General features: G+C 58.0%; 24 protein-coding genes and 2 pseudogenes. 7 read left to right on the top strand and 19 right to left on the bottom strand.

Features of this window, described 5'->3' with window-relative positions; translation table 11 throughout:
- Both ERD80_RS07655 and ERD80_RS07660 read right to left on the bottom strand, forming a co-directional pair.
- Positions 1-1,815: pseudogene (locus ERD80_RS07655) on the bottom strand (translocation and assembly module TamB); the annotation flags it as partial.
- Positions 1,812-3,551 (bottom strand): autotransporter assembly complex family protein, encoded by a 1,740-nt coding sequence (locus tag ERD80_RS07660; RefSeq protein WP_031280152.1) that lies wholly within the window; start codon positions 3,549-3,551, stop codon positions 1,812-1,814. The pseudogene ERD80_RS07655 and the gene ERD80_RS07660, both read right to left, overlap by 4 nt.
- 454 nt (positions 3,552-4,005) lie before the next feature.
- On the opposite strand from ERD80_RS07660, the gene ERD80_RS07665 reads away from it, so the two are divergent.
- Entirely contained in the window at positions 4,006-5,349 is a 1,344-nt protein-coding gene (locus tag ERD80_RS07665; protein ID WP_058771335.1) for a hemolysin family protein, read from the top strand.
- Positions 5,350-5,405: 56 nt separating this feature from the next.
- On the opposite strand, the gene ERD80_RS07670 is transcribed toward ERD80_RS07665, so the two are convergent.
- Entirely contained in the window at positions 5,406-5,612 is a 207-nt protein-coding gene (locus tag ERD80_RS07670) for a DUF1107 domain-containing protein (protein WP_031280153.1), read from the bottom strand.
- Between the two features lie 313 nt (positions 5,613-5,925).
- On the opposite strand from ERD80_RS07670, the gene ERD80_RS07675 reads away from it, so the two are divergent.
- Positions 5,926-6,483 (top strand): YtfJ family protein, encoded by a 558-nt coding sequence (locus ERD80_RS07675; protein WP_058759862.1) that lies wholly within the window; start codon positions 5,926-5,928, stop codon positions 6,481-6,483.
- A gap of 31 nt (positions 6,484-6,514) precedes the next feature.
- Here the strand turns inward: ERD80_RS07675 and cysQ are convergent, their stop codons facing one another.
- Positions 6,515-7,261, bottom strand: coding sequence for a 3'(2'),5'-bisphosphate nucleotidase CysQ (gene cysQ, locus ERD80_RS07680; RefSeq protein ID WP_136546444.1), 747 nt, complete (start codon positions 7,259-7,261; stop codon positions 6,515-6,517).
- Between the two features lie 282 nt (positions 7,262-7,543).
- On the opposite strand from cysQ, the gene ERD80_RS07685 reads away from it, so the two are divergent.
- Positions 7,544-9,502, top strand: coding sequence for a bifunctional 2',3'-cyclic-nucleotide 2'-phosphodiesterase/3'-nucleotidase (locus ERD80_RS07685; RefSeq protein ID WP_136546446.1), 1,959 nt, complete (start codon positions 7,544-7,546; stop codon positions 9,500-9,502).
- A gap of 35 nt (positions 9,503-9,537) precedes the next feature.
- Here ERD80_RS07685 and fklB read toward each other — a convergent pair whose 3' ends face one another.
- Complete coding sequence (gene fklB, locus ERD80_RS07690; RefSeq protein ID WP_021509746.1) at positions 9,538-10,158, bottom strand: FKBP-type peptidyl-prolyl cis-trans isomerase; 621 nt, start codon at positions 10,156-10,158, stop codon at positions 9,538-9,540.
- Positions 10,159-10,342: 184 nt separating this feature from the next.
- On the opposite strand from fklB, the gene ERD80_RS07695 reads away from it, so the two are divergent.
- A complete protein-coding gene (locus ERD80_RS07695; protein ID WP_150360361.1) occupies positions 10,343-11,002 on the top strand; it encodes a LysM-like peptidoglycan-binding domain-containing protein in 660 nt (219 codons plus the stop codon).
- A 55-nt stretch (positions 11,003-11,057) separates the two neighbouring features.
- Here the strand turns inward: ERD80_RS07695 and rplI are convergent, their stop codons facing one another.
- The 4 genes from rplI to rpsF are packed head-to-tail and all read right to left on the bottom strand — an operon-like array spanning position 11,058 to position 12,498.
- Positions 11,058-11,507, bottom strand: coding sequence for a 50S ribosomal protein L9 (gene rplI / locus ERD80_RS07700; protein WP_059012334.1), 450 nt, complete (start codon positions 11,505-11,507; stop codon positions 11,058-11,060).
- Positions 11,508-11,546: 39 nt separating this feature from the next.
- Positions 11,547-11,774 (bottom strand): 30S ribosomal protein S18, encoded by a 228-nt coding sequence (gene rpsR, locus ERD80_RS07705; RefSeq protein ID WP_000135199.1) that lies wholly within the window; start codon positions 11,772-11,774, stop codon positions 11,547-11,549.
- Between the two features lie 4 nt (positions 11,775-11,778).
- Positions 11,779-12,096 carry a primosomal replication protein N gene (gene priB, locus ERD80_RS07710; RefSeq protein WP_031280155.1) on the bottom strand — a complete coding sequence of 106 codons (318 nt, stop codon included), beginning with the start codon at positions 12,094-12,096 and terminating at the stop codon, positions 11,779-11,781.
- 6 nt (positions 12,097-12,102) lie between these two features.
- A complete protein-coding gene (rpsF, locus tag ERD80_RS07715; protein WP_021509750.1) occupies positions 12,103-12,498 on the bottom strand; it encodes a 30S ribosomal protein S6 in 396 nt (131 codons plus the stop codon).
- 386 nt (positions 12,499-12,884) lie between these two features.
- Between rpsF and ERD80_RS07720 the strand changes: the two genes are divergently transcribed.
- Positions 12,885-13,091 carry a hypothetical protein gene (locus tag ERD80_RS07720; protein ID WP_021509751.1) on the top strand — a complete coding sequence of 69 codons (207 nt, stop codon included), beginning with the start codon at positions 12,885-12,887 and terminating at the stop codon, positions 13,089-13,091.
- Between the two features lie 51 nt (positions 13,092-13,142).
- Here ERD80_RS07720 and yjfP read toward each other — a convergent pair whose 3' ends face one another.
- The gene (yjfP, locus tag ERD80_RS07725) at positions 13,143-13,892 is read right to left on the bottom strand and encodes an esterase (RefSeq protein WP_021509752.1); all 750 of its coding nucleotides are present in this window, start codon (positions 13,890-13,892) and stop codon (positions 13,143-13,145) included.
- A 159-nt stretch (positions 13,893-14,051) separates the two neighbouring features.
- Between yjfP and ERD80_RS07730 the strand changes: the two genes are divergently transcribed.
- Positions 14,052-15,983 carry a methyl-accepting chemotaxis protein gene (locus tag ERD80_RS07730; RefSeq protein ID WP_136546448.1) on the top strand — a complete coding sequence of 644 codons (1,932 nt, stop codon included), beginning with the start codon at positions 14,052-14,054 and terminating at the stop codon, positions 15,981-15,983.
- Between the two features lie 55 nt (positions 15,984-16,038).
- On the top strand, positions 16,039-16,365 hold the full coding sequence (gene bsmA / locus ERD80_RS07735; protein ID WP_021509754.1) for a biofilm peroxide resistance protein BsmA: 327 nt from the start codon (positions 16,039-16,041) through the stop codon (positions 16,363-16,365).
- Here the strand turns inward: bsmA and ERD80_RS07740 are convergent.
- The 9 genes and pseudogenes from ERD80_RS07740 to ERD80_RS07780 form a co-directional block, all read right to left on the bottom strand.
- Complete coding sequence (locus ERD80_RS07740) at positions 16,339-17,967, bottom strand: isovaleryl-CoA dehydrogenase (RefSeq protein WP_127834640.1); 1,629 nt, start codon at positions 17,965-17,967, stop codon at positions 16,339-16,341. The genes bsmA and ERD80_RS07740 overlap by 27 nt on opposite strands.
- Positions 17,968-18,062: 95 nt before the next feature.
- Positions 18,063-18,797 (bottom strand): 23S rRNA (guanosine(2251)-2'-O)-methyltransferase RlmB, encoded by a 735-nt coding sequence (gene rlmB, locus ERD80_RS07745; RefSeq protein ID WP_021509756.1) that lies wholly within the window; start codon positions 18,795-18,797, stop codon positions 18,063-18,065.
- Between the two features lie 138 nt (positions 18,798-18,935).
- Complete coding sequence (rnr, locus tag ERD80_RS07750) at positions 18,936-21,374, bottom strand: ribonuclease R (RefSeq protein WP_058775734.1); 2,439 nt, start codon at positions 21,372-21,374, stop codon at positions 18,936-18,938.
- A 16-nt stretch (positions 21,375-21,390) separates the two neighbouring features.
- Positions 21,391-21,834 (bottom strand): nitric oxide-sensing transcriptional repressor NsrR, encoded by a 444-nt coding sequence (nsrR, locus tag ERD80_RS07755; RefSeq protein ID WP_021509758.1) that lies wholly within the window; start codon positions 21,832-21,834, stop codon positions 21,391-21,393.
- A 195-nt stretch (positions 21,835-22,029) separates the two neighbouring features.
- Positions 22,030-23,328 carry an adenylosuccinate synthase gene (locus ERD80_RS07760; protein WP_136546450.1) on the bottom strand — a complete coding sequence of 433 codons (1,299 nt, stop codon included), beginning with the start codon at positions 23,326-23,328 and terminating at the stop codon, positions 22,030-22,032.
- Between the two features lie 175 nt (positions 23,329-23,503).
- Positions 23,504-23,704 carry a DUF2065 family protein gene (locus tag ERD80_RS07765; RefSeq protein WP_031280157.1) on the bottom strand — a complete coding sequence of 67 codons (201 nt, stop codon included), beginning with the start codon at positions 23,702-23,704 and terminating at the stop codon, positions 23,504-23,506.
- A 57-nt stretch (positions 23,705-23,761) separates the two neighbouring features.
- Positions 23,762-24,766, bottom strand: coding sequence for a protease modulator HflC (gene hflC, locus ERD80_RS07770; RefSeq protein WP_021509761.1), 1,005 nt, complete (start codon positions 24,764-24,766; stop codon positions 23,762-23,764).
- Between the two features lie 3 nt (positions 24,767-24,769).
- Entirely contained in the window at positions 24,770-26,005 is a 1,236-nt protein-coding gene (gene hflK, locus ERD80_RS07775; RefSeq protein WP_021509762.1) for an FtsH protease activity modulator HflK, read from the bottom strand.
- A gap of 79 nt (positions 26,006-26,084) precedes the next feature.
- Positions 26,085-26,245 (bottom strand): annotated as a pseudogene (locus ERD80_RS07780) (GTPase HflX); the annotation flags it as partial.

The raw sequence follows: 26,245 nt of genomic DNA on the forward strand, positions 1-26,245 counted from the left end.
GACCTGATCGCTGGATTTCACATCGCTCTGCAGCGTGACACGGCGGATCTGCAACTGCTGCCAGCGCAGGCCGCTGGCGGTTAGATCGGCCAGCAGCTGGGGCGCCTGCAGCGTACCGCGCGCCTTGATGGTGCCTTTGGCTACGCCGCCGAGGCCCGGCAGCGCGTTATCCAGATGCGGTGCATCGACACTGGCATCCAGATTTAGCGCGTCGCCCAGTTCGCCCTTCACGTCGAGATGGTTGCGCCCCAGCGCGATGTCAATGCCGGGGATTTTCCACTGATTGTAACTGTTGCCGGTCAGCGAGCCTTCGGCGCTCACCGCGTTCTGTTTCACATTGCCCTTCAGCGCCAGCTGCGGCACGCTGAGCTGCCAGCTACCGCCGTACAGGCTACCTCGCGTGGTGATTTTACCGTCGAGCTTCGCCGGCCAGTCAGGATACTGTTTAGCGGTATTGATGCCCGCCAGCGTCAGTTCGCTGCGCCAGCTGATGGCTTTGCTCCAGTCCACCAGCGCGCTAAGGTCAATGTTGCCCTGCAGCGCCGCCACACGCAGTTTATCCAGACTGAACTGCTGCACGTTGCCTTTACCGTCCAGCGTAATGGTGGCCGGCGGCAACGCTTCGCCCTTCACCGCAGTGCGCAGCGACATCACGTAGTCGGTGGCTTTGCCGCTGAACTGGTAGTCGAGATTATCCGCCTGATACTGCACCGGACCGGTCAGCGGCCAGCGCAGCTGCGGACTGGTGAGTTTAAGCGACAGCGGCAGACCGGCGACCGCCGGCTGCGCGGCGGCGTCCAGCTGGGCACGCACCGGCCCCGAGAGGTTCAGGCCCAGCTTCAGCTCGTCACGCATCGCCCCGGCGAGGTTCAGTTTGATCTTCTCGCCTTTAATCGGATCGAGATTCAGCGAGCCGTTGAGCACAAAATTGACCGGCCAGTTATCCGCCAGCCGGGCATCGCCGCTGGCGTTGAGCTGTCCCTGCGGCGAGTCGACGTCAAAGGTCTCCAGCTGCACATGCCGGTCGGTAGTTTTGGCCTTCAGCAGCAGACGCGTAATCGCCACATCCGTATCGCCGGTGATGCGCAACTGCTCACCCAACAGCTGCTGCACATTGATATCGAGCGGCAGCTGGAAATCCGGCAGTGCCGGCAGCAGCGGCTCGGCAAACATCGCCTGTAGCGTTTCGCCCAGCGGTTTCTCATCCGGCTGCGGCTGCTGCACTTTAGGCTGCACCACCTGTTCGTCCGCCACTTTCGCCGCCTTCGGCAGCGCGATCAGCAGGCTCTGGATATGGGTGGGATTGAGCGTCAGCGCGCGATCCTGCCACTGCAGGCCGCTGGTGAAATCGAGCAGCGAAATGGCGGTGTCATCGACTTTGACGTTGATGTTATGCAGGCTGACCCGGCTCAGGGTAATCGGGTATGGCGTGCTGAGATTGCTGCTGCCGCTCTCCTCTTCCGGCGGCGGCGCACTGGCTGGCGTCATTTTTTTGCTGTCGACCACCACGCTGACATCCTGCAGCGCGATATCGTTCACGCACACCGAGGAGTGCAGCAGGCAGTTGAGGTTGAGCGCCAGATGGAAGCGCCCGGCATCCACGCTGACGCCCGGCATCTGGTACTTCACGCCGCTCAGCGTCAGATCGCGCCAGCCGCCTTCCACCTTGTTAATCGACAGGCCCGGCACCCAGCGATCGGCACCTTTAAACAACAGATGCAATCCGGGCGTGGTGCCCACCAGAAACGCCACGCTGGCCAACAGCACCAGCAGGAAAATACCGATACCGATCAGGACCTTTTTCCACAGCTTCATAGTTCAGGCCCCAGTCCTACATAAAATTGCAATCCATGCTCCTTGTCGTCACCAATCGGGCGCGCGATATCAAACTTGATCGGCCCTACCGGAGAAGACCAGCGCACGCCGAAGCCTGCACCGGTTTTAACATTACTCTGCTTGATGTCGTTGACCGCTTCACCGGAGTCGACGAATACCGCGCCCCACCATTTGCCGGAGACGTTGTACTGATACTCGAGCGAGCCGGTGGCCAGTTTTGAGGCACCGGTGAGTTTGCCTTCGTCATCGCGCGGCGAGATATCTTTGTATTTATAGCCGCGAATGCTGCGGTCACCGCCGGCGAAGAAGCGCAAATCGGGCGGCACTTTTTCAAAGTCGTTGGTTTCAATCCAGCCAAGGTTACCGCGCGCCACAAAGCGATGCTTCTCGCCCAGCGTGCGGATCCACACGTTCTGCGCCTGCAGGATCAGGAAGTCGACGTCCGAGCCCCAGGTGGTGTCCGACACGTCTACCGAGTAGCGCTGTGAATCGCCCCAGGTCGGCATCAGGCCGCCGCGCGAACGGGTGCGGTTCAGGCTGACGCCCGGATAGAGCAGCATGGTGGTGTTGGTGACGCTGCCCTGAGTAAAGTGGTCGAGACTCCAGCGCAGGTTAACCGCGCGCTGCCAGCCGGAGCTGCTGTCCCAGTTACGCGACATCGCCAGCGTGGTGGTGTCCGATTTGGTGTCGTTGAGATCGGTGCGTTTCAGGCCGCCGGAGAAGGTGTAGTACTGCTCCAGCGGACTTTTCAGCAGCGGCACTTTATAGCTGAGATCAAGCTGCTGCTCCGGCGCGGAGATATAGGCGCTGGAGGTCAGGCTGTGGCCGCTGTCATTGATCCACGGCTTTTTCCACGTGCCTTTCAGCCGCGGTCCGACGTCCGTCGAGTAACCGACACCGGCTTCGATGGTGTTCTCCACGCGCGGCGACACGGCGGCGCTGAGCGGCAGCACTTTGGTCTGGCGCCCTTTATCGAACTCCGGTGCCACGACGACAGAATTAAACCAGCCGGTGGCGGAGAGGCGCCGATTGAGTTCGGCCAAATCGCGTGAGCTATAGGGATCGCCCTTTTTGAACGGCACCAGATTGCGCAGATAGGCTTCATTGATTTGCGAGCCTTCAAAGCTGACATCGCCGAAGCGATAGCGCGGGCCGCTGTCGTAGTCGATATCCCAGAACGCTAAGCGCCGTTCTACCGAGACACCAAGCTGGCTCTGCTTAAAGTCACCGTCGAAGTAACCATTACGCAGCGCCAGGCTGGAGAAGCCGTTTTTGAATTTATCGTAGTCGCCGTGATTGAGCTGGCTGCCGACTTTCGGCCTGCCCTGCTTCACCCACGCCTGATAGTCAGGATCGTCTTTTGCGGCACCTTCCACCACAATGGTGCTGCCGCCAATCTTCACCGGCTCACCGGCGGTGACGCGGGCAATCAGCACTGGACGGCCACCCTGCGGCGGTGCCGGGCGTGATTCAAAGTCGATCTGCGGCTCGTAATAGCCCAGCGCACGCAAACCTTCTTTGATCGCGGCAGCCACGCGCGCCTGGAAACGGCCATCGTTCGACACCTCGTCACTGCCGATAGTGGACAAGCGCGCCCTGACGTTTTTCTGTAACTCCCCGGTCAGGCCTTCCAGCTGCAGTCGCACTTTAGCTGCCTCAACAGCAGGTGCGGCAAGCAGCAGGCTGGCCAAGCAATAAGCATGAAATCGCGGCACGCGTACTCCTGTTAATAATGCCTGCCCCTATTCCGCAGGGGCGTTAACTCTGGTGGAAAGGGTATCACCACACCTTGCATACCCATCAGCATAGCCGCTCTTTTTTGCGAGCGGCTGCGTAAAAACGGCCGCTAAGCCAAATCGACTGCTATTGTCGGTAAATGTGCGTACCGATACAACAACGAAGCCGCGCTTCTGCGCACCGCCAGCCGCCACTCGGATTAATCCGAGCCGGCCAATCACGCCGCTGGCGGCAGCAATAGCGCTGCTGCTATAATCAGCGACCAGCAGGCCTCGCCTGCACGCATTTCTGCCCCGACGTTAACGTGACTTTGTCGAACTGGCGCAGACATTTTTGGCACGGATAGCCCTGTTTGACGGGTAAGTACCGGATGTACGCCTCTTCGCGCTGCCCAGGCCAAAAATGACAAGTGATTAACCCAACGGATCTTTTATGCTTGATAGCCTGCTTGTCATTCTTTTACTGATCGTAATCAGTTCATTTTTTTCTCTGTCGGAGATCTCGCTGGCGGCTGCCCGCAAGATCAAACTGAAACTGCTGGCCGATGAAGGCAACATCAACGCGCAGCGCGTGCTGAAGATGCAGGAACAGCCTGGCATGTTCTTCACCGTGGTACAGATTGGCCTCAACGCCGTCGCGATTCTCGGCGGTATCGTCGGCGATGCGGCGTTTTCGCCCGCCTTCAGCAGCCTGTTCAACCGCTTTATGGAGCCGGAACTGGCGGATCAGCTCAGCTTTATCTGCTCCTTCACCATCGTCACCAGCCTGTTTATTCTGTTTGCCGACCTGACGCCAAAACGCGTCGGCATGATCGCGCCGGAAGCCATCGCGCTACGCATCATCAATCCGATGCGCTTCTGCCTGCTGGTTTTCCGCCCGCTGGTGTGGCTGTTCAATGGCCTGGCCAACGTGTTCTTTCGCATCTTTAAGCTGCCGATGGTGCGTAAAGATGACATCACCTCAGATGACATTTACGCGGTGGTAGAAGCGGGCGCGCTGGCCGGCGTGCTGCGCAAGCAGGAGCACGAGCTGATTGAGAATGTGTTTGAGCTGGAATCACGCACCGTGCCTTCGTCCATGACCTCGCGTGAAAATATCGTGTGGTTCGATCTGCACGAAGACGAAACCAGCCTGAAAACCAAAATCGCGCAACACCCGCATTCGAAGTTTCTGGTGTGCGACGGCGATATCGACCATATCGTTGGTTACGTTGATTCCAAAGAGCTGCTGCTGCGCGTGCTGGGCAACCAGAGCATGACGCTCAACAGCGGCGTGCAGATTCGTTCGGCGCTGATTGTGCCGGATACGCTGACGCTGTCAGAGGCGCTGGAGAGTTTTAAAACCGCTGGCGAAGACTTCGCGGTGATCATGAACGAATATGCGCTGGTGGTCGGGATTATCACGCTTAACGACGTGATGACCACGCTGATGGGCGATCTGGTCGGTCAGGGGCTGGAAGAGCAGATTGTGGCGCGTGACGAGAATTCCTGGCTGGTGGAAGGCGGTACGCCGATTGATGACGTGATGCGCGTGCTGGATATCGACGAGTTCCCGCAGTCCGGCAACTACGAGACCATCGGCGGCTTTATGATGTATATGCTGCGTAAGATCCCCAAACGCACCGATTTCGTCAAATTCTCCGGCTACAAATTCGAGGTGGTGGATATCGACAGCTACCGCATCGACCAGCTGCTGGTGACGCGCATTGACGATCGCCCGCCGGTGTTGAATGTGTCGAAGAATACGCTGGATGAGTCTGAAGGGCCTGCCGCGTAGCAGTGATCGTGCAGTTACAGAAAGATTCAGGGCGCCAGCGGCGCCCTTTCTTTTGCTTAGTTGTACTCGGCTTGCAGCCGCAGCACCTGGCGGTTGATTTCTGACATCACGCTAAGGTGCTGTTTATCCTTGACGCGCGGCAACATGACTTTGCCTTTGTCGAACTCAAACGCGCCAACATCCTTGATGTACAACCTTCCTTTAAATAGCGTCTTTACATATTTCGCAATTTGCAGCGGATTATAGCGCTGGAAGATCTTCATGCTGTTTAACTCCTGAACAGATGTAATACGCTTCGCCGTTGCCAAATTCGGTACGAGCCCTTGAAGCGCAAATGAGGCATAACTATAGAACATGATTCCTTGCCGATGTTCCGAAAAAATGGATTTTTTACTGAATTGACACATCATTACAGAGAACTCTGTCATAACGATCACAAAATCCAGTATAAACCTTCATTGGTTAAGGAATTGTGGCATGGGTTACAAAGCTGCTATCTCATCGCGACAGGCGCATCATCCACGCCTAATATTGCAAAAACATGAATAACTGGTCGGATCACTAAGGAGCATTACCATGCGTTTGGCACATTCCGTGATAGCCCTGGCGCTGCTGCTGCCCAGCCTTGCCTCAGCCCACGCGTTTAAGGTTGGCGAGCGCGTGCCGGCAGTCGGCGTTAACGACAAAGGAGAACTGCTATATCAGCAGGAGAAGTTTCGCTACCAGCCCTGGAACAGCGCCCAGCTGAGTGGCAAAGTGCGGGTCATCCTGCACATTGCCGGACGCTCGTCAGCCAAAGAACAGAACGCCGCGCTGATTGAAGCCATCAAAGCCGCCCAGCTGCCGCACGACCGCTATCAGACCACCACGGTGGTTAATACCGATGATGCCATTCCCGGCACCGGGATGTTTGTGCGCAGCAGCATTGAGAGCAATAAACAGCAGTATCCGTGGTCGCAGTTCATTGTCGACAGCAACGGCAACGCGCGCAAGGCGTGGCAGCTGGAGAAAGGCGGTTCGGCGATTGTGATTCTGGATAAGACCGGCCATGTGCGTTACGCCAAAGACGGTCCGCTGACGCAGGATGAAGTGCAGCAGGCGATGAAACTGATCCATCAGCTGCTGCAGGCGTGATCGCGCCACAGCGGGCGGCGCGCACAGCGTATCAGAACAGCGAGACGCGGAAGCCCGGATTCAGGAACGACTCGCGCGGCGCGTAGTCGAGGGTTTTGCCCTGCCAGTCATGCACGTGCGCGCCAGCGGCAATGGCTACCGCATGGCCGGCACCGGTATCCCAGATATTGGTCGGCCCGAAGCGCGGATAGAGCTGCGCCTTGCCCTCTGCCACCAGGCAGAACTTGAGCGAGGAGCCGATAGCGGTGGTCTGGTGCTCGCCCAGCTGGGTCAGATACTCTTTCAGCTCTTCGTCTTTATCAGCGTGCGAACGGCTCACTACCACCAGCAGCGGTCGCGCTTCACGTACGTGGATCTGCGTGGTGTGGCCGCCCTCTTCTTTCCACGCTTTGCCTTCGGCCGCAGAATACATCACCCCCAGCGCCGGCGCGTACACCACGCCCAGCACCGGTTTGCCGTGCTCAATCAGCGCGATATTGACCGTGAACTCGCCGTTACGCTTGATGAACTCTTTGGTGCCGTCGAGCGGATCGACCAGCCAGTACTGCTGCCAGTGCTGACGCACATCCCAGCCGGGTGGATCCTCTTCCGACAGCACCGGCACGTCAGGCGTCAGGGCCGCTAAGCCCTGCACGATAACCTGATGTGCCGCCAGATCGGCCGCCGTGACCGGTGAATCATCCGATTTACGCGTCACGTCCAGCGGTTGTGCGCCATCGTAGACCTGCATAATGGCATCGCCCGCGCTGCGCGCCAGCTGGCAAATTTTTTCTAACATTGTTCACCTCATTTCGGCTGATGCTGCCGGCGAAACATCGGCAGCCCGTCTCCAGATATTTTAGCAGTTGCGCTGTAGCAGTTTACTGCTCAGGGTATTCGCCTTGATTATCAATACCATAGTTCGCCGGTGACGGCTATGGCGCAATGCTGAATGGCAGGCACTCCGTCAGCTTGCGCAGGAAAGAGGCAAAATCCAGAGCCTCATCACAAATTGAAATGATAATTCGTCATGGTTTTACATTATTTTGAGAGGCCCATTAAAGCGAACAAGGAGCAAGCCATGTTCAAAGCGAGCATGTCGTTACTGGCACTGTGCGTTGCAGCCGCCACGGTACAGGCTGCCACGGTGGATTTACGCATTCTGGAAACCACCGATCTGCACAGCAACATGATGGATTTCGATTACTACAAAGACACGCCGACCGAAAAGTTTGGTCTGGTGCGCACCGCTACGCTCATCCAGCAGGCGCGCGGCGAAGTAGCAAACAGCGTGCTGGTGGATAACGGCGACATTATTCAGGGCAGCCCGCTGGGTGATTACATGGCGGCCAAAGGCCTGCAGCCGGGAGAAATCCATCCGGTGTATAAAGCCCTTAATACGCTGGATTACTCGGTGGGCAATCTGGGCAACCACGAATTTAACTACGGCCTGCCCTATCTGCAGCAGGCGATTGCCGGGGCACGTTTTCCCTACATCAACGCCAACGTTATCAATGAAACCAGTGGCAAACCGCTGTTTACCCCCTATTTAATTAAAGAAACCGCGGTAAAAGACCGCGACGGCAAGCCGCATACGCTGAAAATCGGCTATATCGGCTTCGTACCACCGCAGATTATGGTGTGGGATCGCAACAATCTGCAGGGTAAAGTGCGCGTTGATGACATCACCGAGACAGCGAAGCGCTATGTGCCGGAAATGCGCGCAAAAGGTGCTGAAATAATCATCGCTATTCCGCACTCCGGTTTGAGCAGTGAGCCGTACCATGCCATGGCGGAAAACTCGGTGTATTACCTCAGTCAGGTGCCAGGTATCAATGCCATCATGTTCGGCCATGCGCACGCGGTGTTTCCCGGCAAAGAGTTTGCGGCGATTAAAGGCGCGGATATCGCTCAGGGCACGCTTAACGGCGTACCGGCGGTAATGCCCGGCATGTGGGGCGATCATCTCGGCGTGGTTGACCTGGTGCTGAAAAATGACGGCGGCAACTGGCAGGTGACCCAGGGTAAAGCCGAAGCGCGGCCAGTTTACGATGCGGTGGCGAAAAAATCGCTGGCGGCGGAAGATGCCGGTCTGGTGAAAGTGCTGGCCGACGATCATCGCGCCACGCGTGAGTTTGTGGCAAAACCGATCGGCAAGTCGGCGGATGTGATGTACAGCTACCTGTCGCTGGTGCAGGACGATCCCACCGTGCAGATCGTCAATAATGCGCAGCGTGCTTACGTCGAACGCTTCATTCAGGGCGATCCCGATCTGGGCCGCTTACCGGTGCTCTCGGCAGCGGCACCGTTTAAAGCCGGCGGCCGTAAGAACGATCCGGCCAGCTACGTTGAAGTGGAAAAAGGCGATCTCACCTTCCGTAATGCCGCCGATCTCTATCTCTACCCAAATACGCTGGTGGTGATGAAAGTCAGCGGCGCGCAGGTGAAAGAGTGGCTGGAGTGCTCGGCGGCGCAGTTTAATCAGATCGACGTGCATCGTCGTCAGCCGCAGTCGCTGATCAACTGGGATTTCCGCACCTACAATTTTGATGTGATTGACGGCGTGCAGTATCAGATCGATGTAACGCAACCGGCGCGCTACGACGCCGAATGCCAGCTGATTAACCCGGCGGCATCACGTATTCAGGATCTGCGCTGGCAGGGCAAACCGATCGATCCCAAAGCGACCTTCCTCGTTGCCACCAATAATTACCGTGCCTGGGGTGGCAAATTTGCCGGTACCGGCGAGCAGTATGTCGCGTTTGCTTCGCCGGATGAGAACCGCTCGGTGGTGGCCGCCTACATCAGCAGCGAAACCCGCACCCACGGCGCGGTGCAGCCACAGGCCGATCACAACTGGCGGCTGGCACCGATCGCCAGCTCAACGCCGCTGGATATTCGCTTTGAGACCGCGCCGGGCGCAAAAGCCACGCAGTTTATTGGGAAGTATGCTGATTATCCGATGAAAGCCGTCGGCAGTGATGAAACGGGCTTTGCAATCTGGCAGGTAGATCTACAGAAGCAGGCAGAGAAGAAGTAGTGACCGCGGGCGCCAGATATGGCGCCCGCTGTTTATTACAGGATTTCCAGCAGCTCGACTTCGAAAATCAGGGTGCTGAATGGCGGGATAGAGGCACCCGCGCCGCGCTCGCCGTAAGCGAGATTGTGCGGAATGGCCAGCTCCCACTTCGAACCAACCGGCATCAGGGTCAGCGCTTCAATCCAGCCGGCAATCACGCCGCTGACCGGGAATTCAGCCGGTTCGCCACGGGCAACGGAGCTATCAAACACGGTGCCGTCAATCAGCTTACCGGTGTAGTGCACGCGTACGCGATCCTGACGTGATGGGATCGGACCATCGCCCTGGGTGATGACGCTGAACTGCAGGCCGGATTCGGTGCTGCTCACACCTTCACGCTGTGCATTCTGCTCGAGGAACTGCTGACCTTCGGCCGCCATGGCTTCGACGCGCTCACGACGTACGCCTTCGGCACGCTCGTGGACTTCACGCAGCGCACGGTGTACCACGTCAACCGGAACTGCCGGTGAGTTCCCTTCCAGCGCGTCGCGCAGGCCCGCAAGCAGCGCTTCTGGCTGCAGACCCTGCAGTCCAGACTCTTGCAGCTGCTGGCCAACCTGTAAACCGATACCGTAACTTGCTTGTGATTCGACGCTGTCAAATGAAGGGGTCGTCATCTTGTTTCCTTAATCCCGGAGAAAATAGAACCGGCAGCATAACAGCGCAGGCGGCTGGCGTAAAATCTCGCGCGCCGCGGATGACATTTCCCGGGGAAAGAGAAACAATATGCAGGTCAAATTTTTCAATGCTGGCAGGCACTTCGCGCCCGCTTTGCCCATACTATAGAACAAGAGAGCATCCATGGGCCAAATCGCCCCACGACGTCGCAGGACGCGCGCACCGCGTACCTTATTTTCCCGGTTGCAACGCTGGCTGCCTGACAGGCGCGTCACGACCGCCAGCGAGGAGGAGGAAAGAATGGCTTCTGAAACCCCGTCGCGTATACCCGCTGTGCTGCAGCGCATCTGGCATCTGCTGGATAACGTACGCTGGATGGATCCGCTGCCGCCGCTGCACCGACGCGGTATCGTTATTGCCCTGCTGGTGATGCTGCTGGCGTTTCTCTGGCCTGCCAGCACGCCGCAGTATCCGGTGGAACGTCCGGCGGAGAGCAGCGGCAAAGAGGTGCCGATGCAGGCGGAAATCTACGATAACAATGCGCAGCCGCCGCAGAATACGACGCCGAAAAGTGATGCCCAGGGCGAATGGCACAGCTATACCGTGGCCTCGGGCCAGACGCTGGCACAGCTGTTCCGTGACAACAATCTGCCAGTCAATGATGTGTTTGCCATGGCGCGGGTGGAAGGCGATGGGCAGCCGCTGAGCGCGCTGCAGAGTGGTCAGCAGGTGAAGATTCGTCAGAACGCGCAGGGCGTGGTGACCGGCTTAACGGTCGAGAGCAGTAACGGTCCGGTGTTGTTTACCCGCCAGCCGGACGGCAGCTTTATCCGCGCACAGTAAGCGACAGAAACAAAAACGCCGGCACAAGGCCGGCGCTTTCAAACTAAGTAAAAAATTACTCAGCTACTACATTCACAACCAGTTTCGCGAATACTTCGCTGTGAACCTGGAAGTCAACTTCGTGCTCACCGGTGGTGCGCAGAACGCCGTTTGGCAGGCGAACTTCGCTCTTCGCCACTTCAACGCCAGCTGCAGTAACTGCATCAGCGATGTCGCGGGTACCGATGGAACCGAACAGTTTACCTTCGTCGCCTGCTTTAGACGCGAGAGTAACGGTGCCCAGTGCATTGATTTTCTCTGCACGTGCGTTAGCAGCAGCCAGAACGTCAGCCAGTTTGGCTTCCAGTTCAGCGCGACGCGCTTCGAAGAACTCAACGTTTTTCCTGGTAGCAGGAACAGCTTTACCCTGTGGAACCAGGAAGTTACGAGCGTAGCCCGCTTTAACGTTAACCTGATCACCCAGGCTGCCCAGGTTTGCTACTTTATCAAGCAGAATAACTTGCATTACCTTATCCTCTTAAAGTCGTTAATGGACAGTTGCCGATTACTGATGACGATCAGTGTACGGCAGCAGAGACAGGTAACGCGCGCGCTTGATAGCACGAGCCAGCTGACGCTGGTATTTTGCACGAGTACCGGTGATACGGCTTGGAACAATCTTGCCGCTTTCAGTGATGTAGTTTTTCAGCGTTGCGATATCTTTATAATCGATCTCTTGAACGCCTTCCGCGGTGAAACGGCAGAACTTGCGACGACGGAAATAACGTGCCATTTGGCTAGTCTCCAGAATCTATCAATTCAATCTGCTCGGCATGTAACACAAGTTTGCTCTGGCCATTGCGTGCCTGATGGCAGCTAATAAAACCTTCGAGTGTGAGTTGCGTGCCGACCGTTATATGTTGAGTAATCGCCTGATGGGCGCTGCCGCTGATAATCACCGGCATCTGACACCAGGCTTGCCGGTGAAACCCGGCTTCCTCCTGCACAGAACGATGCTCAAGCACGAACTGGCAGTGAGGAATCCCTGACGGACTGACTTTTCGAACTGGCGTCTTGCACACGGTGCCAGACAGGCGCAGCCGATTGGCCGTCATCGTGGATTACTCTTCAGAATCCCCAGCATCTGAGTCTTCTGCCGATTCGTTAGCGAAGTCTTCGCGGCGCTCACGACGCTCGTCTTTCGCTTTAACCATCGGAGAAGCTTCAGTTACCGCGTGCTTAACGCGCATAACCATGCTGCGGATAACGGCGTCGTTGAAGCGGAAGTTAGTTTCCAGCTCGTCGATCACTTCCTGCGGTGCTTCTACGTTCAGCAGAACGTAGTGTGCTTTGTGCAGTTTGTTGATCGGGTAAGCCAGCTGACGGCGACCCCAGTCTTCCAGACGGTGGATCGTGCCCTGTGCACCAGTGATAGCACCAGTGTAACGCTCGATCATGCCCGGAACCTGCTCGCTCTGGTCAGGATGGACCATAAATACGATTTCGTAATGACGCATCGATAGCTCCTTACGGATTATTCAGCCTCCTGTCAGGGTCAGCTGCGGCCCACGGAAGCAAGGAACGTTATAGGTTGCGAATCACCCAAAAGATGAAACACACCTCTGAATGCAGCTGAAAAATTGACGCGTAATCATACTGACCTCGCCGGAGAAACTCAAGCGCACAATTCATCAAATTGTCGCTGTCGTGCCAGGTGGGGACACCTTTTGTGCTAAGGATTGAGATTCAGCAGGTTAGTCAGAGATTGTTCAAAATCCCTGAACGAGGCGTTCAGCACGACGATCTGGCGTCGTACTGGTGAAGAACTAAACTCTCTACAGGCGCAACGGTTTGGCTTAATCAGCGCGCCTGAGAGTGAAATCCCTGGAGTGAGGAGTCGATTATGAAAGCTGTCATTATCGCCACTTTACTGGGTCTCTTCCTGTCTACCCCCGCTCTTGCCAGCTCCGCTGACCAGGCGCTGCAGATGAGAAGTAACAGCAGCAAAGCGGCTTCAGGCTATGTCTACGTTAACCGGCTGGATGCGCCAGGCGGTAACCCGGTCAGCGCGAACACCAGCGCCGCCGACCGCTTGTCGTCACAACTGTAGTCCGGCCTGTCTTTAGGGCTGGCGTGCTCCGCGCCGCCAGCCCGTTCCGTTTTACAAATGATGTTTAAAGAAACTGACCAGCGCGGTGAGCGCCGGCGGCGTGATTTTGTGCCCGATCTGCTTTTCTGCCAGAAAAGTGAGCCGGCTGTCGAGCTGCGCCTCGCGCAACGCCTTTTCCAGCCGTACCGTTTCGGCAAACGGTACGACTTCATCTGCTTCACCGTGCCATAACAGCAGCGGCCGGTTAGCCAGCTGCGCCAGCTGCTGACAGGGATCGTAGGCTGCCAGCGGGGCCAGCCGCGCCTGTAACGCCGCTTTTTGCTCTGGCGTGTGCGCCACCAGCGGCGGGAACAGCGTCTGACTGAGCTGCATGAAGTAGCCGGAGCCCATCAGACAGGCAACGCTGTGCAGGTGTGGATAGCGCGCCATCGCGCCCAGCGCGGTCATGCCGCCCATTGAGGCGCCGGCAATGGCGAAACGCTCATCCGCCACCCAATCGTTGTCGCGCAGCGCTGCTTCCAGCAGCGGCACTTCATCGATGTTCTGGCGCAAAATCTCCCAGAAGTGCGTCATGCGCGCGTCGGTATCACCGTTGTAGCGCGCGCCATGCATCTCTGCATCCGGCATCACCACACGGAAACCGGCCTGCGCCAGCGCCACGGCAAAGTAGCTGTACACCTCTTTCGACGAGGTAAATCCGTGATAAAACAGGATGGTGGGTAAGCGCGCCAGCCGCTGTCCGGCCGGTGCCGCGTGAATACACTCAATGCCCGCCAGGTTCTCCGTTGCCAACTCAATCATACCGTCTCCGTTGAGAATGATTATCACTGGTCTCAGTGTACGTGCTGCCGGCCAAAACGCGAGCCACATCACATTTATTTCGATTAATTTCTGCCCTAAACATTTGCCGCATTTTGCCGTTGATCCTGTACCCCTCCAGTTATTTATTAAAGGTACTTTATGAAGCGTCTCTCTCTCAGCGCCATGAGTCTCGGAATTAAGCTGTCTGTATTGACGTCTTTCAGTGTGGCAATCGTGCTGTTTGCCCTGACGTTAACGCTCAGCCATAACGCCGCGCGCCAGCTGGAGCAGCTGGCTGTCGACGATATGCAAAACCAGGTGCTCGGCATTAACGAAATGGCCACGATGTTTAACGCGACCTTATCGGAAGAAGTGGCGAACTATACCCGGCTGTTTCAGAGCTTTTTACCCAAGCGATTCAGCCGTGACGACAGCTCACGCATTCAGGTGGGATCGTTCAGCACGCCGACGCTACGTGCCGGGCTGAAAACTCTCAACCTCGATCAGATCGCCGTGGACGATTTTCTCGATCGTACCGGTGCAGTCTCCACCATTTTTGTGCGCGACGGCGAGGATTACATTCGCATCGCGACCTCACTGAAGAAAGAGGATGGCAGCCGCGCGGTGGGCACCCAGCTTGATCGCAGCAGCGCGGCGTGGCGCAGCGTGAATAAGGGCGAAGTGTATCGCGGCCTGGCGACGCTGTTCGGCCATCGCTATATCACTCAATACCAGCCGGTGCAGGACGACAGCGGCGCAGTCATCGCCATTCTGTTTGTTGGCGTGCAGATTGATAAACAGTACGCGCTGATGCGGGACAAAGTGCTGGCGCGGCGTCTCGGCGACAGCGGCAGCTTCTTCGTGCTGAACGGCACGCCGGGCAGCGCACAGGGCCAGTATCTGTTTGCCCGTCAGTCAGAAGGCAAGCTGCCGGACTGGGATAGCAGCGTACAGCAGCAGATCCTGACGCAGCCGCACGGCCTGCTGGAGATCGCGCATCAGGGCGAAACCCGCCTGCTGGCATGGCAGCAACTGCCGGGCTGGAACTGGATTATCGCCGGTGAAGTCAGCCGCGCCAGCCTGCTGGCACCGATCACTCACAGCCGCAATCTGTTCATGCTGATTGGCCTGGCGCTGGTGCTCGCCTTTGCCATTGGCTTTGTGCTGTATAGCCGGCGCGCCATTACCCGGCCGCTGCAGCAGGTGATCCATCTGGCCGAGCAGTACGCGGCGGGTAATCTGCAGGCGCACCTCGACTCAGCGCGCCGCGACGAGATCGGCCAGCTGGTGAACGCGATTAACGGCATTGGCGACGGCCTGGAGAAAGTGGTAGGCCAGGTACGCGCCGCCGCGCGTGAGATCAGCGACGGCACCGACACCATTGCGGCCAGCAGTTCCAGCATCAGCGAGCAGATTGGCCGCCAGGCGAGCAGCGTCGAAGAGACCTCGGCCAGCATGGAGCAGTTTGGCGCAACCGTGGCGCAAACCGCCGCTAACGTGCGTCAGGCGATGGCGCTGGTCGGTGAAGCCTCCAGCACCGTCAGCCAGGGCGGCAGCACCGTGGCGCGCTCGGTAGAGACCATGGCGGAGATTCGCATTGCCTCACAGAGCATCGCCGACATTACCCATGTGATCGAGTCGATTGCCTTCCAGACCAATATTCTGGCGCTCAACGCTGCGGTTGAGGCGGCGCGCGCCGGTGAGCACGGCAAAGGCTTCGCGGTTGTCGCTGCGGAAGTACGTGCACTGGCGCAGCGCAGCGCCAATGCGGCGAAGGAGATTGACGGGCTGATTGCCAGTTCGATCGACAAAGTGGCCGCCGGCCATGCGCTCTCGGAACAAACACGTGACGCCATGAGCCATATTGTCAGCCATATCGAACAGGTGAAAACCCTGATGGGGGAAATCAATATCGCCGCTCAGGAGCAGGCCGCGGGCATTGGTCAGGTCAATCTGGCGATGAACCACATCAGCCATGCGACCCATCAGAGCAGCGACATGATTAACCAGTCCGAGCACACGGCACAGCACCTGAGTCAGAAAGGCCATCATCTGACCCAGCTGGTGAGTATTTTCCGCCTCAACGACTGATGAGCCGGGGCAGATGGCTTACACTTGAGTCATCTGCCTGTTTTCCGGAGCCACCATGCGTACGCTTATTTTGCTGCTGGGCCTGCTGCTGAGCGGCTGTGCCGCACTGCACACCACGCCACAACCCCCGCCAGCGCCCACCACTCAGGCGCAGGAGATCACTCGCGCGCAAAGCTATGGCCTGCCGAAGCTCGGCACCGTCAGCGCCCATTCACGCGGCTCGCCGGATGATGTGCAGCGTGCAATCGCTGCACGCGCCAATCAGAGCGGTGCGGTTTACTATCAGATCCTGATGGTCGATGAGACCACCATGCCTGGCTTCTGGTATGCCACCGCCATTCTGTACGGCGCGCCCTCAGGCGGCAGTAGCACGCTGCAGTAAGCGTGCGTTCAGATCATCACTCAGCGCCTGTGCCGGACGCGATGAGAGATAACGCGCGCACCAGCTGTCCGCCAGCGGCGGTTCTGCCGCTTTCAGCAGCACCGCGGCACTCGCCAGCCGAATCAGCATGTCGCTGACCTGCCGTCCCTGCTCTTCGCGCAGGTTGCCGAGTTGCAACCGCAGCTGACGCCAGCAGCGATCGAAGTGGCGATTGCTGCCCTTCACCGCATCAAACTCATCCTGCAGCATGCTAAGCACTTCTGCGTGCCGTCCCAGTACACGCAGCACATCCAGGCACATCACGTTACCTGAGCCCTCCCAGATGCTGTTCACCGGCATCTCGCGATACAGGCGCGGCAGTTCACTCTCTTCGCAGTAGCCAATGCCGCCCAGCACCTCCATGGCTTCAGCCACAAACGGCATGCCGGCTTTGCAGATCACGAATTTGGCCGCCGGGGTGAACAGGCGTGCATACAGCCGTTCATGCGCGCTGGCCGGCGTTGACCAGGCGCGCGCCAGACGCAGCAGCAGCGCGGTTTGTCCCTCCAGCTGCAGTGCCTGCTGCGCCAGCACCGCGCGCATCAGCGGCTGATCGCTAAGGCTTTTGCCCATCACCTGGCGCTGACCGGCGTGATGCAGCGCTATCGCCAGCGCGCGTCGCATCTGGCCGTGGCTGCCGAGCGCACAGTCAAAGCGCGTCATACCGCCCATTTTCAGGATCAGCCGCACGCCATCGCCCTCCTCACCCATCAACCAGCCGAAGGCATCCTGAAACTCCACTTCGGCACTGGCATTGGCGCGGTTGCCCAGCTTGTCTTTCAGACGTTCAAGACGAATGGCGTTGCGCGTGCCGTCCGGCAGCAGGCGCGGCAGAAAGAAGCAGCTCAGCCCGGCGGCGGTCTGCGCCAGAATCAGGTGCGCGTCGCTTTGCGGCACCGAGAAGAACCACTTGTGCCCGGTGATGCGCCAGGGTTCGCCCGGCGCACGCGTGCCAGGCGGTTCGGCGCGTGTGGTGTTGCTCAGCACATCGGTGCCGCCCTGCTTTTCCGTCATGCCCATGCCAATCAGCAGGCCGCGCTTCTGGCTGCCGGGCAGATGATGCGCATCATACCGATCGCTCAGCAACCGATCGTGCCAGTCGGCGTAGGGAGCGGGCAGATGGGTTTGCAGCAGCGGGATCGCGGCGTGAGTCATGGTTACCGGGCAGAGTGAACCGGCTTCCACCTGCGCATGCAGAATGAAACGCGCCGCGCGTGCCACCATGGCGCTGCCCTGCACGTCAGGCTGCCAGCTCAGGTTATGTAACCGGCTGGCGCACACGCCCTGCATCAGCAGATGCCAGGCAGGATGAAAGCGCACCTCGTCGAGCCGCTCACCGCGCGCGTCGTAACGCAGCAGCTCCGGCGGCTGTGCATTGGCCAGGCGACCTAATTCCAGTGACTCCGCGCTGCCGAGCTGCAGGCCGACGGACGCCAGCCATTCGCGGTCCCAGCCGGCCCCTTCACGCACCACTGCCTCGCACAGCGCGCTATCGCCGGTGAAGAGATTGCTGTTGCTGAGCGGAGATGGTTGATTGAATACGCTGTGAGTGGTCCAGGCCATGGCACTCTCCTCTCCTGTTGCCCGTACTGATGTGGCTATAAGTATGGAGAGGATGTGCAGTTATGCCTGGTACAGCTGAGGTTTTGCGGCGGCGATCACGCCTGGCGCTGACGCACCGCTTCGAACAGACAAACGCCGGTGGCCACCGAAACGTTGAGGGAAGAGACGCTGCCGGCCATCGGGATGCTGATCAGCTCATCGCAGTGTTCGCGCGTCAGGCGGCGCATGCCCTCTCCTTCCGCACCCATCACCAGCGCCATCGCGCCGGTCATTTTGCTCTGATACAACGTGTGGTCTGCTTCACCAGCCGTGCCGACGATCCAGACGTTGTACTCCTGCAGCAGACGCATGGTGCGCGCCAGATTGGTGACGCGAATCAGCGGCACGTTTTCCGCCGCCCCGCTGGCGACTTTTTTCGCCGTGGCGTTGAGTGGTGCCGAACGGTCTTTCGGTACGATCACCGCATGCACACCCGCCGCATCGGCGCTGCGCAGGCAGGCGCCCAGGTTATGCGGATCGGTGACGCCATCCAGAATCAGCAGGAACGGCTGATCCAGTGAGGCCAGCAGATCCGGCAGATCGCCTTCCTGATAGTTTTTACCCGGCTTAACGCGCGCCACGATACCCTGGTGCACGCCGCCTTCGACCTGGCCGTCGAGCCACTGGCGGTTGGCCAGCTGAATCACAATTCCCTGAGCTTCCAGTGCGGCGATCAGCGGCTGCAGGCGGCGATCATCGCGGCCTTTAAGGATAAAGACTTCCTGAAAACGCTGGGGATCACGCTCCAGCAGCGCCTGCACGGCGTGAATGCCAAAAATTATTTCACTCATTACTTTGCTCAAGGTTGGATGTATATCGTTGAATACAGAACATTAATCAGGCCGCGCGTTGAGGCGCAGCCTGCGAAACAGGGTTGAGCAAGGTGCGTCAGCGCTGACGCACCTGGCCGCTGGCGGATGAAGAGGCCATCAGGCTTCGCTGGCCTTCTTCTTCACTGCGCGCTTCGCCTTGGTTGCGGCGGCGATTTTACGGGTTTTTTCGGAGACTTTTTTGCTTTTTTTCTCGCTTTTATTCGCCGCAGGCGGCTGCTTCTCACCGCGAAAAGCGGCGTCCGGCTCAAAGTTGCCCTTGCGACCCGCATCGCGACGCCGCTTCGCCGGTGGCTTGCCGCCACGCTTCTCACGCTCGCGCGCGGTTTTTCCTTCACCGCGCGGTACGCGTTTGCTGGAAATCAGCGCGAAATCGATCTTGCGCTCATCCATGTGCACCGCGTCAACGCGCACTTCCACCGCATCACCCAGACGGTAAGTGCGACCGCCGGATTCGCCAATCAGACGCTGGCCCACCGGATCGAAGCGGTAGTAATCATTGTCCAGCGTGGAGACGTGCACCAGGCCATCAATGAACAGATCGTTGAGGCGAACAAAGAAGCCAAAGCCGGTCACGCTGGAGATCACGCCGCTGAATACGTTACCCACCTGATCCTGCATAAAGTCGCACTTCAGCCAGTCGGCCACATCGCGCGTCGCTTCATCGGCACGGCGTTCGGTCATCGAACAGTGCTGACCCAGCTGCAGCATCTGCTGCATATCGTAGTGATAACCACCGGTTGGCGTGGTGTTGCCTTTTACCGTGCCCTGCTCTTTGGCCAGCAGATACTTAATGGCACGGTGCAGCAGCAGATCCGGATAACGACGGATCGGCGAGGTAAAGTGCGCATACGACGCCAGCGCCAGGCCAAAGTGACCGCGGTTTTCCGGATCGTACACCGCCTGCTTCATCGAACGCAGCAGCATGGTTTGCAGCATTTCAGCATCCGGACGGTCGGCAATCTGCGTCAGCAGATCGGCATAATCGATCGGCTGCGGTTTCGACCCACCCGGCAGGCTGAGGCCCAGCTCGCCCAGCACGGTACGGAAGCTGGTGATGCTGTCTTCGCTCGGGCGATCGTGATCGCGGAACAGCGCCGGCTCCTGATGTTTCTCAACGAAACGCGCGGAGGCGATGTTGGCCAGAATCATGCACTCTTCGATCAGCTTGTGCGCATCGTTACGTACGGTGCGCTCCACGCGCTCAATGCGACGCTCAGCGTTGAAGATGAATTTGGCTTCGTCGGTTTCAAACGAGATGCCACCGCGCTGTTCACGGGCGGTTTCCAGCACCTCATACATACGGTGCAGCTCTTCGAGGTGCTTCACCTGCGCCGCATACTGTTCACGCAGTTCCGGGTTGCCCTGCAGAATGCTCCACACTTTGTTATAGGTCAGACGCGCATGTGAGTTCATCACCGCTTCGTAATGTTTGAAGCCGGTGAGTTTACCGCTGGCCGAGATGGTCATCTCGCACACCATGCACAGGCGATCCACCTGCGGATTGAGCGAGCACAGGCCGTTCGAAAGGATCTCCGGCAGCATCGGTATCACCTGCGACGGGAAGTAGACCGAGGTGCCGCGCTGCTGCGCTTCGTTATCCAGCGCGGTGCCGGGACGCACGTAATAGCTGACGTCGGCAATCGCCACCCACAGGCGCCAGCCGCCGCCGCGTTTTTTCTCGCAGTAAACGGCGTCATCGAAGTCACGCGCGTCTTCACCGTCGATGGTCACCAGCGGCAGTTCACGCAGGTCGACGCGGCCTTTTTTCGCCGATTCCGGTACCTGCTCTTTCAGTCTGGAAATCTCTTTCTCGACTTCTTCCGGCCATGAGTGGGGAATTTCATGGGTGCGCAGCGCCATATCCACGGCCAGACCGGTGCCCATGTTGTCGCCGAGAATTTCAGTAATTTTGCCGATGGCTTTGCTGCGGCGCGTCGCGCGCTGCACGATCTCCACCACCACCACCGATCCCATGCGCGCATTCAGCGTCTCTTCCGCCGGGATCAGAATGTCAAAACTCAGGCGGCTGTCGTCCGGTACCACGAAGCCGGTGCCGGCATCGGTGAAGTAGCGGCCAACAATCTGGCTGTTGCGCGGTTCCAGCACGCGAACCACGCGCGCTTCACGCCGCCCTTTGCGGTCGGAGCCGCCCGGCTGGGCGAGGATGACATCACCGTGCAGGCAGAACTTCATCTGCTCCGCCGAGAGGTAGAAGTCATCTTTCTGACCATCAACGCGCAGGAAGCCGTAGCCATCGCGATGGCCAATCACTTTGCCGCGCAGTAAATCCAGACGCTCCGGCAGGGCGTAGCACTGGCGACGGGTGAACACCAGCTGGCCGTCACGCTCCATGGCGCGCAGGCGGCGACGCAGCGCTTCAAGCTGATCTTCGCTGGTGATGTTTAACTCTTCGGCGATCTCTTCGCGGCTCGCCGGCTTTTCACGCTTTTCTAATAGCGCGAGGATAAATTCCCGACTGGGAATAGGATTTTCGTACTTTTCAGCTTCTCTATCCTGAAAGGGATCTTTTGACATTACGGTTCCTCCGATGTCATTTATGTGGAATTGCCACCGGCGGTTCGGACAATAAGATGTGGTAAAGCGAATCGTTGTTTTGCACCAGGTCGGCGAGCGTATATTTATCCAGCTCCTGCAGGAACAGCTGGACCGCATTATTCAGCGCGCTACGCAGGCGACAGGCGGGATTTATCGCACACTCTTTACAGTTTACCAGCTGCAAAGGCTCCATTTTTCTCACGACATCGCCAATGACGATTTTTTCCGGGTCCATGCCTAAACGAATTCCGCCGTTTTTACCGCGTGTCGCGGCAACAAAGCCGGCCCGGCTCAGTTGATTGATGATTTTAACCATATGGTTACGCGATACCCCGTAGGTATCGGTGACTTCGGTAATGTTGGTCTGCTGACCTTGCGGCAATGTCGCCATGTAAATCAGGGCGCGCAGACCGAAATCGGTAAAACTTGTTAGCTGCACATGTACCTCAGTGAATCATCGATATTGTTGTTATAACGCCCGTGAGCGCTTCGATTAACATTGATGATAAACCAGTGTGGAAAACCCGGAGCGCTTTTTTCCTGCAACTCCCGAAACCAGCAGGAAAAAATGAAGTGAGCGGAGTCAAAGAGCAGATAAACGAAGGCCGGACAGTGTCCGGCCTGCAAAACGTGATTAAGCGTCGAACGGATCGCGCAGAATCATGGTCTCACTACGGTCGGGACCGGTTGAAATAATATCAATCGGCACGCCAGTCACTTCTTCAACACGTTTGATGTAATCACGTGCTGCCTGCGGCAGGCCTTCCAGTGTTTTAACACCAAAGGTGTTTTCACTCCAGCCCGGCAGAGTTTCATAAATCGGCTCGATGCCTTCCCAGCCTTCAGCGGCCAGCGGCGTGGTGGTCATCTCGCGGCCATCCGGCATACGGTAACCGACGCAGATTTTCACCTCTTTCAGGCCATCCAGCACGTCCAGTTTGGTCATGCAGAAGCCGGACAGGGAGTTGATCTGCACCGCGCGGCGCACAGCTACCGCATCCAGCCAGCCGGTACGACGACGACGGCCGGTGGTGGCACCGAACTCATTACCTTTCTCACACAGGAACTCGCCAGTTTCATCAAACAGTTCGGTCGGGAATGGACCGGCACCAACGCGGGTGGAGTAAGCTTTGACGATGCCCAGCACGTAATCCACGTAGCGTGGACCGATACCTGAACCGGTCGCCACGCCACCGGCAGTGGTGTTGGACGAAGTCACGTACGGATACGTACCGTGGTCGATATCCAGCAGCGTACCCTGTGCGCCTTCGAACATGATCAGGTCGCCACGCTTACGCGCGCCGTCCAGCAGTTCAGACACGTCGACGACCATGCCGGTCAGGATGTCGGCCACCGCCAGTACATCGCTCAGCACTTTATCGTAGTCTACTGCATCTTCTTTGTAGTAGTTCACCAGCTGGAAGTTGTAGAAATCAACGATCTCTTTCAGCTTCATGGCGAAGGTTTCTTTGTTGAACAGGTCGCTGACGCGCAGACCGCGACGGGCAACTTTATCTTCATAGGCTGGGCCGATACCACGACCGGTGGTACCGATAGCTTTGGCACCGCGCGCTTTTTCACGCGCCAGGTCCATCGCCACATGGTATTGCAGAATCAGCGGACAAGCTTCAGAGATCAGCAGACGTTCACGTACCGGCACACCGCGCGCTTCCAGACCGTTCATCTCTTTCATCAGGGCTTCAGGCGACAGCACAACACCATTACCAATGATGCTGGTGACGTTTTCACGCAGGATGCCAGAGGGAATTAAGTGGAGGACGGTTTTCTCACCGTTGATGACAAGTGTATGGCCTGCATTGTGGCCACCCTGGTAACGCACAACATATTTCGCGCGTTCAGTCAGAAGGTCTACGATCTTGCCTTTACCTTCATCACCCCATTGGGTGCCCAGTACGACGACGTTCTTACCCATTTTCTAAAATCACCGATTGCTTAAAAATGGATTCTACCATCGGATTTTCACTCTTTCAGCACTTTTAGCATACGATTGCGCTGTTTTTTGCCTGAGTTTTGATCACTACAACATGTTGGGGGCAATGCTCTGCAACAGACACAATTTAGCCGGGCGGCAGCGCGCAGATTTTTGCTCAGCCATTCGCGTGCGTGCTCAGCATGGCGTAAATCACCACGCCCGCCACCACCAGCCCGCCGCCAAAACGGTGCAGTATACGGTCCGGTAACTGCGTCATCGCCAGAATCATGCGACGCCACAGGCGCGGCAACAGCATCGGTCCTAATCCCTCCAGCACCAGCACCAAAGCCAGCGCCATCCAGACGGTTGTGTTCATTCTGTTTTCCCAAAAAAAAGGCCGACATCAGTGTCGGCCTCAAGGTTATAACAGTTATTAACGCGAGACGTTAGTTGGCGCCTTCATATAGCGGAAGAAATCGCTATCCGGGCTCAGCACCATCACGTCCTGGTTGTCCGCGAAGCTGTTCTCATAGGCACGCAGGCTGCGGATAAAGGCGTAGAAGTCAGGATCCTGGCTGAAGGCGTCAGCGAACAGCTTGGCCGCTTCACCATCCCCTTCACCACGGCTGATCAACGCCTGACGCTGCGCTTCTGCCAGGGTACGGGTTACCTGATAATCGGCCTGGGCGCGCAGTTTTTCTGCCTCTTCCTGACCCTGTGAACGCTGACTACGTGCTACCGCTTCACGCTCGGCGCGCATACGGTTGTAGATCGCGTCCGACACTTCGGTCGGCAGGTTGATCTGCTTGATGCGCACGTCGACCACCTGAATACCCAGCGCCGCCATACTGTTCGGGTTTGGCGCCGGCTCATTGCTGTTGGTCTCGCGCTCAACGCGGGCAGCCGCGCTGGCAATCGCATCGTCAGCGGCTGGCGTCTGCACTTCGTCGTCATTGCCGGCACTGCCGGTGTTCAGCGCATCGCGCACGTCGGTGGTCAGACGGCCACGCGAGTCGGTGACGATGTCTTTCACATCAAGACGGCCCATTTCTGAACGCAGACGGTCGCTGAACTTACGTTTCAGCAGCACTTCCGCCTGAGACACATCGCCACCGCCGGTCGCGAGGTAGTAACGGCTGAAATCGCTGATGCGCCACTTGATGTAAGAGTCAACAATCAGGTCTTTCTTCTCTTTGGTGACGAAACGATCGGCCTGGTTATCCATGGTCTGGATGCGCGCATCCAGCGACTTCACGGTTTCGATAAACGGAATCTTGAAGTGCAGGCCCGGTGCGTACACCTGCGGCTTGTTCTCATCATCACGCAGCACTTTACCAAAGCGCAGCACGATACCGCGCTGGCCTTCCTGCACCACGAACAGTGAGGCGTACAGCACCACCAGAACAACAATAATTACGGCGATGATTGGCTTACGCATCGATTACTCCCTCCCTTCGCGCTGGGTATCGTTACGCAGCGCATTGGCGCGACGCTGATCCATGATGCTGTCCGGACTGTAGGATGACGTGTCGCCGCGGCCGGCATTGCTGCCCGGTGACGACGGTAACTTCATCAGATTGGCATTGTTCTGACCGCTCTGGCCGCCTGCCTGGCCGCCGCGCATCAGCTGATCCAGCGGCAGCACCATCAGGCTGTTGCCACGGTCGTTAACCAGCACTTTGCGGGTATGGCTGAGCACGCGCTCCATGCTTTCAATGTAGAGACGTTCTTTGGTGATCTGCGGTGCGGCTTTGTACTCCGGCAGCAGACGCGCAAACCGCGCCACTTCACCCTGCGCTTCCAGCACGGTACGCTCTTTGTAGGCGCGCGCCTCTTCAAGAATACGCTGCGCCTGGCCGTTTGCACGCGGCTGCACTTCGTTGGCATACGCTTCAGCTTCACGCACGTACTGCTCGCGGTTTTCGCGGGCGGCAATCGCATCGTCAAACGCGGCTTTGACCTCTTCCGGTGGACGCGCCGCCTGGAAGTTGACGTCAAGCAGCGTAATACCCATGTTGTAAGGACGAATGGTTTCGTCGATTTCACGCTGGGTATCGCTACGCACGACGGTACGGCCTTCAGTGAGGATACGGTCCATGGTCGAGCGGCCAATCACGCCGCGCAGCGCGCTGTCAGTAGCCTGACGCAGGCTGTCATCGGCACTGGTCACCGCATACAGGTAGCGCTCGGGATCGGTCACGCGGTACTGCACGTTCATCTCCACGCGCACCACGTTCTCGTCCGAAGTCAGCATCACGCCCGACGCCGCCAGCTCACGCACCGCTTCGACGTTGACGGCCCGCACCTGATCGATAAAGGTCGGTTTCCAGTTGAGGCCAGGCTCAACCAGATGGCTGAATTTGCCGAAACGCGTCACGACCCCGCGTTCCGCTTCTTTGATGGTGTAGAAACCACTGGCTGCCCAGATGACCACTGCCGCCACGGCGACAATGCCAACCAGTTTGCCACCGCTGCCGCCGCTGCGCTGGCCGTTATCGCTCTGTTTGCCACCGCCCAGTCCGCCGAGTTTTTTACTCAGCTTACGGAAGATATCATCCAGATCAGGAGGTCCCTGATCGCGACCTCCTTTATTTCCCCCAGAGTTGCCGCCTTGGTTATTGCTGCTTCCCCACGGGTCGCGGTCCTGTCCGTTATTTCCGGGCTGATTCCACGCCATGTCTCTACTCCATTTATTGTATATAAGTTTACCCTGCCACGTGCCGGGCACGTCTTGGGGTAAATGAGTTGGGCAACGGTCAAACAATATAACTGGCGAGCTGCGGTTCCTGCTTGCACAAGCGGCGCCAGTCAACAATCGGCATTCGCACCTGCAAACCTACGCAGCCATCTTCTTCATTCCACTCTTTTTCAATCGCCTGCAGCTGATAGAAGCGGCTGCGCAGGCGATTGAAAAAGA

The sequence above is a fragment of the Pantoea sp. R102 genome, from assembly GCF_004916815.1.
GTDB lineage: Bacteria > Pseudomonadota > Gammaproteobacteria > Enterobacterales > Enterobacteriaceae > Pantoea > Pantoea dispersa.